Here is a 12452-nt window from a genome sequence, read left to right on the forward strand (position 1 = left end):
ACGGGCTCCTACAATATCTGTAATCTTTATCTCCGAAATATTGCCATCTATAATATAATATAGAATTCAGCTTTGCTTTCAAACTCACCTTTTTTTGCATGAACATGTATTGGTTCGTGCTCATTCGAGTAGAAGAAAATCAGAATCCCTAAATATTCAAATATCTTTGGCATTATCCGATCTTGTTAATTTTTAACTGTCTTAAATTTACAAAATCTCCACCTGAACTGAAAATCAAAGTATGCTATAGGTCTCTCACCATGAATAATTCCTATTGGCTAACCGCAACACTTTCCGTTAGTTACCATAGGGTCTGAAAAGGAATCCCCGCTAAATATAGGGAAATTACGGAAACATTCAACTATCATTTTCATTTGCCGGAAAGTTGCCAGCCATTAGGTAAATTCGAGATGACTTTTTACAGTTTCTTTTAACTTTTGGGAACGAGCATAAAAAAAATCCTGCCAGTAGCAACCGACAGGACTAATTCCCTTTACAATTCCTTTGGTGAATCTGCACCAACTCCTTGTAACTACCTGATATCCAGGACTATTGTGGGCCCACCTGGGCTCGAACCAGGGACTTTCTGATTATGAGTCAGATACTCTAACCAACTGAGTTATAGGCCCAAAGTGTAAAACGTTTTCAGCTACTCCTTGCAGAAACGCAATCGCGGCACTTACATCGCCATTTCGCCCGTTTTACCTTGCTTTTGGGACTGCAATGTTACATATTTGATTTTAATTTCACAACTTAAATCTCTATGAAAAAGCATCCGGAAATCCAACTTTTGATCTTTGATCTGGGAAACGTCATCTATGATATTGATTACCAACGGACTTTTGATAAGTTGTATACCAAACTGCCCAACGAAAAGCACGCCATGGTCAAGGAGTTTATGGTTTCCCCCATCCATATGGACCTGGAAACAGGAACAATTGATGAAGCCGGATTTAGAAATGGCGTTCGGGAATATTTTTCAGCGGATTGGGAAGATGCCTGGATCGATGAGGTGTGGAACAGCCTGTTGGTGGATATCCCCCAGGAAAGGCTGGACCTGCTGCTCAAACTCAAAAAAAAGTACCCCTTGTACATGCTCAGCAATACCAATTCCATCCACTTTAAAATCGTGGAACAGGTTTTCAGACAAAAGCTCCCGGCCGGTGCCTGGCCGCAACTTTTTGACCATTTGTTTTTAAGCCATGAAATGGGCCTGAGGAAACCAGGGGTAGCCATCTACCAGGAGGTAGTCAGGACCATAGGAGCCAAACCCGAATCCTGCCTGTTTTTTGATGACCTGAAAGCAAACCTTTTGGGTGCAGAAAAAGTTGGCATTAAAACCATTCATATTGACCACCCTAAAGCCCTGATCAACTTTTTCGGTAATGTATAGCTCAAAGGATTATCTCAAGCATGGCATTTTATTTCTACTCACACTGATAGCCACCACCCTGGCCGGAGGGGAATGGCTGTACGGAAGAAGTGTGCTATCGGATGAAAGACCCCTTACCTGGGCGTATTTCTTCCTTTCCATGCAATTTTCCATCCCCTTTATCGGCATCCTTTTGGTACACGAACTGGGCCACCTTTTCACCTCCCTCTACCATAAGGTAAGGTCTTCCCTGCCCTTTTTCATCCCTGCCTGGCTGGGTTTTATTGGCGCACCCTCTATAGGAACCTTTGGTGCGGTAATACAAATGAAAAGCCTGGTCAGCAGCCGGAAGAAATTCTTTGATATCGGCGTTGCCGGGCCGCTGGCAGGTTTTGTGCTGGCACTTGCCGTGTTGACCTACGGCTTTACCAACCTGCCGGAGGCCTCTTACATTTATGAAATCCACCCGGAATATGCTGAGCCGGACTATGAACAGGAAGCGGATGAAAATGTGATGGATGTGCAATTGGGATACAACCTGTTATTCTGGCTGATGGAAAAGTCCCTGGCAGACCCCGAAAGAATGCCGGACATGGCGGAGGTCATCCACTACCCCTACCTTTTTGCCGGTTACCTGGCCCTGTTCTTTACAGCCTTAAATTTATTGCCTATAGGGCAGCTTGACGGGGGGCATGTGGTATTTGGCATTCTTCCCAAACAGCACGAAAAATTATCCCTGATCGCCTATACCCTTTTTCTGTTTTTTGCCGGACTGGGCCTGGTCAACCCCTTTGAGGATTTGAATTACCTGATATTTGCCTTGCCGCTATATATCGGTTTTCTGTATATCTGCTTTAGAAAATCCTCCCTCTCCAATGTCAACAAATGGATCATGGCCCTGGGAATTGCGGCTGTTCAATACAGCATTTCCGGTATATATCCGGGCATAGAAGGCTACTCCGGCTGGCTCTTGTTTGCCTTTTTGGTTGGCCGGGTGTTGGGCATCCGGCATCCCGAGGTGCTGGATGGCAGACCCCTGGATGATAAACGAAAAATTCTCGGTTGGATCGCCATTCTGATTTTCATTCTCTGCTTTATCCCCAGACCATTTGTAATTGAATAGCTGAACTTTGGCCATGCAATCGGGTTAAGGGTGGCAAGGCATTACAAATTTAAATCCTCGAAAAAATCCCCCTACCCCCTTAAAAAGGGGGATTTGCTGAAATTGGAATTCACTGCGGAATTCAGGCCATGTAATCGGGTTAGGGTATGAAAAGGTTTTTGGTTACCGACCATGCCAACGCAAACGACTCCCCCTTACCAAGGGGGCCAGGGGGATTCACATACGTAACTATCAATAAATCAGAATTTTAAATAATGAGTGGAGTTAATCCTCTTCTTCCAGCTCCCTGTAAGCCAAAATGCCTCCCAACACATTCCTGACTTTTGGAAAGCCTTTGCTCTCCAAAAACTGCTTGGCATTGCCACTTCTTGCACCGGAACGGCAGTGGATGATGATTTCTTCCTCTTTATGGGCTTCCAGTTCAGCCAGTTTGTGTGGCAACTGGGCCAGTGGTATGAGCCATGCGCCGAGGTTATCATCTTCATATTCGTACGCTTCCCTCACATCAATGAAAACAAATTTTTCATTTTTTTCCAGACGTTCTTTCAGCTCGTCTACTTCTATATCTTCCATGCTTTAATTGACTATAATTCTTTTGGTGACCGGATATCCACTTTTCATCATTTTGATCAGGTACATCCCCTTTTGACTTCCCGTAAAATTAAGGATTTTACTGTTTTTTTCTCCCTCCACGGGGATTTTTATCTGCCTGCCCTGAAAATCAAATACCTCAATTTCGCTGACCTCTCCACTTATATAAAGCAGGTCCTGTACCGGATTGGGGTAAAGCAGCATATCGGTGTCCGTTTCTTCGGGAACCTCCACGGGCGGAGAAGGACTCAGGTGGGGTCGGATCATCAGGTTGCCAGCCACCTCTTCATTTTGTTGCCAGGAACCCAGCACATTGAAAAATATTTTATCTCCTGTATCCCCGCTCTTGTCCAGCCCTATATGGATGTAATCATTCGAAAACTGGGTAAACCCAACATGAAAAGTTTCCTGAACCATGATATTGGTATCTAAGGGGAAATAAGCAAAAGCGCTGAGTGCCGTATCCGGTGGAATAATTACCTCTTTTTGAAACAATGGCGCATTATCCAGTGAATCCCAAACCATCAATTCAATGGCATTGCCTCTTTGCGAAAAGTTGGTAAAATTGATACTTACCCCGGAAATGTAGCCGGGATTCAAGGCCTCGTATTGCAGGGCCAGCATGCCTCCTCGCTGGTTGATGCCGGCCGCATAATCCGGTGAGCCATTGTCATAGGCGTAAAAATCCCGGAAAGGGATCACTATTTTGCTGGTATCATTGACCCTGAAGTCTACATTTTCATGGTACAGGGTATCCTGTCCGGTAATGCTTTGCACCAAATAGGTGTCCCCCGCACTCAAGGTGGTCAGCACCTCAAGATCAAAGGGATTGTCTGCCATGATATCCAGGGATTCCGGCATGTTACTGCTGAATCCCCTTCGCTCCAAAGCCTGGGGAACAGGATTGAAAGGTGTTCTCCTGTTGGGTGCGGCGATCAACCTTCCAGTAGCCGCATCCAGGAATTCTATGGTATATTCCATGGCCCGAAAGCGGTTGTTCAGGTTTTTAAACTCTCCATCAACGGTCCCGGTGAGCTGCTCAGGTACATACTCAAAATGCGGAATGGCCTGGTAGGGTGCAAAAGGGCTGCCCGGCAACCTGCTCAGGGCCCTGTCTTCGGTGAAGATATCCGCTACATCCCTTCCGCTGTTTAAAAAAACATAATCAATGATCCAGGTATCAAAAGGTCCGGACAAACGCCCGCTATGTGCAAATTTAAATCGGAAGTTTTCGTGATGGAACTCGGGGGCAACAGCCAGAATGACCTGTTCAAAATTTTGACTGCTTAGCTCCTCTCCGCCCTGCTGCTTCCATGCTTCCTGCCAGTTGTCCTCCCTGTCCAAAAAGTACAATCCCAGTGCATCGTTTTCATCCGGCATTTCTCCCTGGCCACCTGCCTGCCAGAAAAAACTGATAAACAGGGAAGCAGCCGCTTCCTGATCCAAATCCGTTAAATTAAGGGGCATGGAAACCAGTTCATCACCCTCTCCATTTTGCAAGCGGCTTTGGGAATAAGGGTTGCCATTCTCATCTACCCCATCCAAAAATACTGTTCCAAGTGATGGAGGATTGTTTCCTATGGTGAAGGAGCTTATGGCTCCCCTGGATTCCCATTTGTTTTCCGATATCAGCCCCGAAGAAAAATCCTCCCAAAACGGGAGTTGTACATGCTCCTCATTTACCCTTAGATTGGGAATAGATGCCTGCTTTTTATTGGGCGATTGAGGTATCGGTAGTTGTCTGAATTGCCCGTATCCGTTCTGATGGAAACAAAGGACGAAACACAGCAAAATGGTAATGACCGATAAGCCTCTTTTTGACATTAAAAGTTAATTTCTTTGGATAGTTCAGATACCCAGACATCCACCCGCTCTCCGGTTTTCATATCCAAACCTGCAGGCGGCAATTGTTTGACTACCGTTCCTTTTGGCACAGTATCCGTTTCCACATAGTTGATATTACCCATGGTCAAACCGGATCCCAAAATTAAAAATTCGGCCTCCACATCATCCATTCCGATAATGTTGGGCATTTCCAGGATCTGATTGCCCAGGCCATCACCTACCACCAGGTCTATTTGTGAGCCTTTTGGAATTTCAAATCCCTCTTTGATTTCCCTTCCCCTGTACTTTTGTTCCAAAACCGCATTCAGCCCAATATCCGGAACATACACAATATCTCCTCTTACCAGTCCGAAATTTTGCAAAATCTCCTGTGCATTTTTAAGCGGGGTATTGACCAGATTGGGCATGCGGACCAGCGGTGCATTTTCAGCATTGAGGGTCACATAAATTTTTCTGTCTTGCTTCACTTTCGCCCCGGGTTTGGGATTTTGCTTCAATACCTCCAGGGGTTTGGCTTCGGCAACAAACCCACTGTCCGGTGTAATCTCCAAAGCAAGACCTCTTTCATTCAGGTAGTTCCGGGCTTCCTCATAATCAAATCCCTCCAAATCAGGCACCGAAACGGATTCCCCGTGGTGGGTATAACCCGGTAAATAAATTTTGAAAAAAATCAATAAAATCGCAAATAAGACACCCAATATAATCAACAAATGGGTCCCGATTTTTTTCAGTCCTGTTTTTAAATCATTCATGTTTTTACAAATGCAAAGCTCACGGATAAAAGGGCAACTGGTAAATGGAATTTTACCCCATCTAAAATTTACCGCAAATTACAGCTATATTTCCAGAAGGAGAATGACATGGCGTATTTTTTCTGTTTTAACGTCTATTCCCTAATTTTGGTATTACTGAATTATCAATTTTTTAGTAGTAAAAATGCGGTTCCCCGAAATTTCTACAATAAACAGGCCAGAACCCAGTAGATCTTTACTAAAAGAATAAGTTTGGTTCAGGGTATTCGGGAAATCAACGTCATAGGCCAATTTTCCCGAAGTTCTATAAAACCTGATTCTTACATCATCATAGTCTTCCAGGTTAAACGCAATATTGAAAATAGCTGCTGTGGGATTCGGATAAACCAATAGTTCATCAATCGCAGGTTCTACCGGATTGGGATTGTCTGATAAAAACACTTCAATATCATCCAGGTACAATACTGACTCCGGATCATCCACGCCATCTACTTTAAAATAGATCCTCACCCCCTCTCTGCCGGCAAATTGGTTCAGATTGATATAGGTTTTTTCGAATTGATTTTTGTTATCCGGAAAAAAGCCGGGAGGACCGGTTAGTTTTTCCAGCTCATTGCCCCTGCTTTCCCAAAGCTGAACCCCACTGTAACCTCCATTTGTACTTGCCCATACAGAAAATGTAGCATTACTTTCAGGATCAAAGCCTATTCCGGCCCAGTTAAAGAACATGCTGGCACGGGAGGTCCCTTCCAGTGAAAATTCAGGAGAAGCCAGCCAGTAGGAATTACCTGCCTGCATTCTTGTCAGTCTCAGCAGGTTACTTTCCTGGTTGATCTCGCCAATGAAATTCCAGGTGGGCAAATTCTCCTCAGGGTTGATACCTACCCAGGATTCCATCTGATTACTGTTGCTATCAAAATCAGCCCTCCAGGGGCTTCTGATACGCGAACTGTCTACCTGAAAATAGAAATCCAGCTCATCGGCCTGTGGCTGATTCTGGTCAAAATTAGGGTCTCTGAGGATAAAATTCAACCTGTTCAGCCCATACCGCAAAGCATTGTCATTGGGTAAGGTAAGGTTGACGGATTCGCCAGCATTCAATTGTTCTTCAATATTCAAAGTATCTAAAAGCAAAACATTACTGGACCTAATAATTCTAAAACGCTGAATATCCAGGTTTCCTTCATTGGTTAAACTTAATCTTTCCTGCTGTGGTAACCTGCTGACCACAGGCAAAGGATTTTCAATCCCGGTCAGGGAAAAATCGTATTTAAATATTTCTTCTTCCGCAATGGCGATATCCTTAATGAATAAATTATTTCCAAAACCATTGATGGAAACAAAGGCTATCCGAACATCCGGATTACCAGCATAGGGGGAAAGATTGAGAATTTCCTTTCTGAACTGATTTTGAGCATTGGGAAAAAACTCATTTTGGGTTACAGGTTGGGTGGCAAGGCTCTCCTCAGATTTATTGTATGGGGCAGATAGCAAATCAAAGGTGTTGCCACAATCTGTAGAAATTGCTACCAAAAGGTTTTCCTGCAGAATGGGATTATTGTAAGGGGCGTAAGCCATTTCGAAGGAAAGCTGTGGAGAAGGGATGTCAGTCAGATCGAATCTTGGACTAATCAGGTAATCCAATTCCCCACTCCCATTGTAATTAAAACTATTGACATAAAACAAATCTTCCTGCTCGCCATCGATCAATCTGCTGATACTCTGCCAGGTAACTGCATTATCCTCGTTGACAATATCCCAAGCCATATTCGCATCATGTCCGGGATAAACATAGGGCAGGTTATCTTCCTGAACAAAATCAGGCGAAGTTACCAGGCTGTTATTAAAAGGATTCATATCCTCGGTTCCATTCACCTCCAGAATCTCCACTTCCAGCACATTTTCCCCGGCTTCAAACATGACCGGATCAAAAGTCAGCACAGCAGATTCTTCCGTAACGAGTTCCACCTCAAACATTTGGCTAAATTGGGTTTCCCCATTCAAAACAACAGCTAGCCTTACTTCTGAAATGTCGGATATACCTGTATTGATTACCCTTACCTGGGTATGGACTTCCAGGTCACAATTAAACCCCACCGGAGAAAGAAATTTTTCCAGTGCCAGATCCAACTCCTGCATCTCCGGCTCCTGTAAAGCCCTGCTGGTCAAAAGGGAATTTCTTCTGGGACTAAATTCCAGGATCACGTTCATCCTTTCCACCTGACCTGCAGTGAACAAGCTCATGCATTGATCCGGCGTATAATCCATGTAATTTTCCACCATGTCCCTGGAACCACAGGATTCCCGAGGGGGAATATTTATCCGGCAGGAAGCATTTGGGGAGTCTTGCAATGGGGTGTCTGTCACAAAATCATCCACCTCACAACCTCCATCTCCCCAGATGTGCCTTAAGCCCAGAAAATGGCCCAACTCATGCGTTGCGGTCCTTCCTAGGGAAGTTTCTTCCACATTGCCTATACTGCCAAAATGGTAGGTATCTATGCCTACACCATCCAGATTCCGGGAGGTGGGTGGATTGTTTAGCCCTTCCAGTTCGTCCGAAATCGGAAAGCTGGAATAACCCAATTCTATACTAGCCAATGGGAGTACCCATATATTGACATACTCCTCCGGCGTCCAGGACACCAAATCCGCTACCAATGCGGCATCTCTTGAACTGTAAATATTTTTGGGGCCCTGCACCCGGTTGATTCCATTGGTCGGCAAACCGTCGGGCCTTTGTTTGGCCAAAACGAACTCAATGTTTGCACTGGCTGAAACGCCTAAAAACTCATCAGGGGTAATGGAAAAATTTTCATTTCTTTGTTGGAAATCCTCATTAAGGATTCGAATTTGATCGAGAACCTGCGCTTCGGAAATGTTGGCACCCTCACCTATAGGCTCTCCCTGGTGAATGATATGAACGACTACCGGAATTTGCCTGATCCCTTCATTAAGTATCCTTCTGCCGGAGTTTTGTTTTCTCAGTTGGGCTCTTTTGTCCTCAAACCAGCCTTCGAAATAGGTTTTTGACCCAAAGTATCCCAGCTGACTGGCTTGCTTTTCTTCCAAAAATACGGCTCCACATTGTTCGGTGTGCACATGCTGTGGCGTAGGGTTAACCTGACTGTATGAAAATGGAGAAATGCCTGTAAAAAAGAACAGCACCGGGACATAAAAACGTACCAGTGCTTGCTTGAAATTTACCATATGATTCAAAAAGATGGTTCAGGCAACTTCAACATTCACTGCTTCCACCCTGTTGATTTCAGGGATTGCCTTTTTGATTGCTTCCTCCACGCCTGCCTTAAGGGTCATGGTCGACATGGGACAGGAGCTGCAAGTTCCTGTCAATTCCAATTGCAATACCATATCCCCGGAAAGACCGATCACTTTGACATTCCCCCCATCTGCTTCCAAATATGGCCTGATGGTATCCAGAGCCTTTTCGATTTGTTCTTTATATTGATCCAACATGTTTATACTTTTACCTGTACTACCTCTGTTTTAGTCATTTCGGCATTTCTGATGGCTATCTGCCTGGCAACATTCTCTGCAAACAAGGCAAAAGCTTCTGCTATTACTCCTTCTTTCAATACAGCCGGATAACCGCTATCTCCACTCTCCCTGATCCCCTGTACCAGTGGAATCTCTCCCAGGAAGGGTGCCTTGTATTTCTCAGAAAGCTTTTTCCCACCACCCTGGCCGAAAATATAATATTTATTGTCCGGCAACTCAGCAGGTGTAAAATAAGCCATATTTTCCACAACTCCTAAAACAGGTACATTGATTTGTGCTTGCTTGAACATGGTCAATGCCTTTGTGGCATCCGCCAAAGCTACTTTTTGCGGGGTGGTTACGATTACTGCCCCCGTTACCGGCAGGGTTTGAACCATGGTCAGGTGGATATCAGAAGTTCCGGGAGGCAAGTCAATCAACAAATAATCCAGCTCCCCCCATTCTACATCGCCAATAAACTGTTTAAGGGCAGAACTGGCCATGGGACCTCTCCATACCACCGCACTTTCTGCGGGAGTCAGAAATCCGATAGACATTAACTTAACGCCGTATTGCTCTATGGGTTGTATGATATTTTTACCATTTTCCTGTTTGACAGCCGGCTGCTCTCCTTCCACATTGAACATGGTAGGTACCGAGGGGCCGAAAATATCCGCATCGATCAAGCCCACCTTGGCTCCTGACCGGGCCAAGGAAACAGCCAGGTTGGAAGCACAGGTGCTCTTTCCCACGCCACCTTTGCCGGAAGCTACTGCAATAATGTTCTTCACTTTAGGTAAAAGCGGGGAATCGTTGCGAATAGTCGTCACATTGGAAGTCATGGTGATCTCCATCCGAACATCCGGGCCAAAGGCCTTTTTCAGGGCCTCCTCACAGTTCATCCGGATCAATTCCTTTAAAGGACAGGCAGGGGTAGTCAAGACGACCTTAAACTTAATCGTTTGGTCTTCTTCAATTTGCAAATCCTGAATCATTCCCAAAGTGACCAGATCTTTTTTCAAATCCGGATCTTCAACGGTACCAAGTGCCTTTAATATTTTCTCCTTCGAAATATCCATTCCTACGCTTTAAATTTCCCTGCAATTTAGGCTTATTATGCCATTTAATAAAATTTCAACCGGCTAAAAGTAAAATCGTTCATTCCAAACATCCCAATTGTCAAATAGTTTATTCAATACAACGCAACAGGCTTTACCATGTTTCAGTGATTAAGCTTATCTTTGACAGTTCAAACAAAGTTATGGCCTTATCCCCTCAGACCACAGATAAAGTAAAGGAGCGCGTAGATATCGAAGAGGTAGTCAACGATTATGTATCCTTAAAAAAGAAAGGACAAAACCTTTGGGCCTGTTGCCCCTTTCATCAGGAGAAAACGCCCTCTTTTTCTGTATCACCTGCCAAGCAAATTTACAAGTGCTTCGGATGCGGCAAGGCCGGGGATCCCATCCAATTTATCATGGATATTGAGGGGATAGGATTTACCGAAGCCATCCGGCACCTGGCCCAGAAATATGGGATTGAAGTTGAGGAGGAAGCCAGCCAGGACCCGGTCGATATTCAGGCCTACAATGAAAGGGAAAGCCTTTTTATTGCGGTGAATTTTGCCAAAGAGTTCTTTCAGCAAAACCTGAAAACAGAGGAAGGCCAATCCATCGGCCTGAGTTATTTTAAGGAAAGGGGTTTTGATCCGGTCACCATTGAAAAATTCGATTTGGGTTATGCCCTGGACAGTTGGGACCAATTGCTTGTTCAGGCCAAAAAATCGGGTTTTGAGGTAGAAAACCTGCTGAAAGCCGGGTTGGTTCTTGAGAGAGAAAACAGCAAGGGCAATTATTATGACCGCTTTAGGGGGAGGGTCGTTTTTCCCATCCACAACCTGAGTGGAAAACCCATCGCATTTGGTGCCAGAATACTGACCCAGGATAAAAAACAGCCCAAATACATCAATTCCCCGGAAACGGCGATCTACCATAAAAGCGATGTGCTTTATGGAATCTATCAAGCCAAAAAGGCCATCAGGCAGGAAGAAAACTGCTACCTTGTAGAAGGGTACACGGATGTGATTTCCATGCATATGGCAGGAATAGAAAATGTGGTGGCCTCCTCAGGAACTTCATTGACAGCTTCCCAGATCAAAATGATCAAACGGTTTTCCGATCAGGTTACCGTTCTGTACGATGGGGATGATGCCGGAATAAAAGCCTCCCTGAGGGGCATAGACATGCTTTTGGAAGGCGGGTTGAATGTGAAGGCTGTGGTTTTTCCTCCGGGCGAGGATCCCGACAGTTTTGCCAGGAAGTCCGGGAAAAGCGGTTTTCAAAATTTCCTGAAGACTGAGGAAAAAGATTTTATCCATTTTAAAATTGATCTATTCGCCAGTGAAGCGGCCAATGATCCCATAAAAAAAGCTGAAGCCATACGGCAGGTGGTCCTGAGCATATCCAAAATTCCTGACCCCATCGTACGCTCGGTCTATGCCAAAGAATCGGCCAGGTTGCTGGCTATGGAAGAAGATATCCTTCTGACAGAGCTCAACCGGCAGATTCTGAAACAGCAGCAAAGACCTACCGGCCAGGCAGAAGAAACTCCCTCCGTGGAACAAATACTGCCCACTTCGCCGGAGGAGGAGAAAGACAAGCTCCAGCCCAAAAACATCAAAGAAGAGCGGGAATTGATCCGTATTTTGATCAATTATGGATTCGAAAAAGTATCAGAGGAAATGCATGTTTGCGAATACCTGCTGGAAGAAATCAAGGAACTGGAATTTGACACACCGGTTTTCCAAAAGCTGCTGTTGCATTATAAAAAAGCCCTTTTGCAGGGAATATTACCCAAGTTTGATTACTTCCTGGATACGCAGGACGGTGAACTCAAAAAGGAGGTGATCAACATGATCGCCCAGAGCAGGGAAATTTCGCTCAATTGGGAGATCAAACACCAAATATTTACCAAAAAAGAATCGGATGATTTATCGGATACCTCTTACCGCATCTCATTGAAACTTAAAAGTGCTTATTTGAAAAAAATGAGGCTGGAGGTTCAGGAAAAAATAAAAGATGCCTCAGAATCCGAATTGAATGAGCTCTTGCCGGTATACATGGAAATTACCCAGCTAAAAACCAAAATTGACCAGGAATTGGGAAATGTAATCACCTCCAGGAATTCACCTAATATTTCGAAAAAACGGTTGAGTAACTACATAATCGTAATTTTGCGACTTAATTTAAGGTGATTTAAACAAAAAATGGAA

At 44.6% G+C, this 12452-nt stretch carries 10 protein-coding genes and 1 tRNA gene; 3 read left to right on the forward strand and 8 right to left on the reverse strand.

The features are described 5' to 3' along the window. Positions 1-47: 47 nt before the first annotated feature. On the reverse strand, positions 48-173 hold the full coding sequence (locus HUJ21_RS25095) for a DUF4160 domain-containing protein (protein WP_366483687.1): 126 nt from the start codon (positions 171-173) through the stop codon (positions 48-50). Between the two features lie 382 nt (positions 174-555). Beyond that, a tRNA-Ile gene (locus HUJ21_RS11055) sits at positions 556-629 on the reverse strand. A gap of 134 nt (positions 630-763) precedes the next feature. Between HUJ21_RS11055 and HUJ21_RS11060 the strand changes: the two genes are divergently transcribed. Further along, positions 764-1393, forward strand: a complete 630-nt coding sequence (locus HUJ21_RS11060; RefSeq protein ID WP_291369730.1) for an HAD family phosphatase — start codon at positions 764-766, stop codon at positions 1391-1393. Next, the gene (locus HUJ21_RS11065; RefSeq protein WP_291369732.1) at positions 1386-2495 is read left to right on the forward strand and encodes a site-2 protease family protein; all 1110 of its coding nucleotides are present in this window, start codon (positions 1386-1388) and stop codon (positions 2493-2495) included. Before HUJ21_RS11060 ends, HUJ21_RS11065 begins: the two co-directional genes overlap by 8 nt. Before the next feature lie 264 nt (positions 2496-2759). Here the strand turns inward: HUJ21_RS11065 and HUJ21_RS11070 are convergent, their stop codons facing one another. From HUJ21_RS11070 to HUJ21_RS11095, 6 genes are all read right to left on the reverse strand, one after another. After that, positions 2760-3068, reverse strand: coding sequence for a rhodanese-like domain-containing protein (locus HUJ21_RS11070; RefSeq protein ID WP_291369733.1), 309 nt, complete (start codon positions 3066-3068; stop codon positions 2760-2762). A 3-nt stretch (positions 3069-3071) separates the two neighbouring features. Then, positions 3072-4910, reverse strand: coding sequence for a T9SS type A sorting domain-containing protein (locus HUJ21_RS11075; protein ID WP_291369735.1), 1839 nt, complete (start codon positions 4908-4910; stop codon positions 3072-3074). Continuing rightward, positions 4910-5683 carry a PASTA domain-containing protein gene (locus HUJ21_RS11080; RefSeq protein ID WP_291369738.1) on the reverse strand — a complete coding sequence of 258 codons (774 nt, stop codon included), beginning with the start codon at positions 5681-5683 and terminating at the stop codon, positions 4910-4912. The genes HUJ21_RS11075 and HUJ21_RS11080 overlap by 1 nt, the downstream gene beginning before the upstream one ends. Positions 5684-5836: 153 nt before the next feature. Then, positions 5837-8893, reverse strand: coding sequence for a M43 family zinc metalloprotease (locus HUJ21_RS11085; RefSeq protein ID WP_291369744.1), 3057 nt, complete (start codon positions 8891-8893; stop codon positions 5837-5839). Between the two features lie 18 nt (positions 8894-8911). Beyond that, positions 8912-9160, reverse strand: a complete 249-nt coding sequence (locus tag HUJ21_RS11090) for a NifU family protein (protein WP_291369740.1) — start codon at positions 9158-9160, stop codon at positions 8912-8914. 2 nt (positions 9161-9162) lie between these two features. Continuing rightward, complete coding sequence (locus tag HUJ21_RS11095) at positions 9163-10260, reverse strand: Mrp/NBP35 family ATP-binding protein (RefSeq protein WP_291369742.1); 1098 nt, start codon at positions 10258-10260, stop codon at positions 9163-9165. 182 nt (positions 10261-10442) lie between these two features. On the opposite strand from HUJ21_RS11095, the gene dnaG reads away from it, so the two are divergent. Next, positions 10443-12434 carry a DNA primase gene (gene dnaG, locus HUJ21_RS11100; RefSeq protein ID WP_291369746.1) on the forward strand — a complete coding sequence of 664 codons (1992 nt, stop codon included), beginning with the start codon at positions 10443-10445 and terminating at the stop codon, positions 12432-12434. The last annotated feature ends 18 nt before the right edge of the window (positions 12435-12452 follow it).

The organism is Cyclobacterium sp. (assembly GCF_014762705.1).
Lineage (GTDB): Bacteria > Bacteroidota > Bacteroidia > Cytophagales > Cyclobacteriaceae > Cyclobacterium.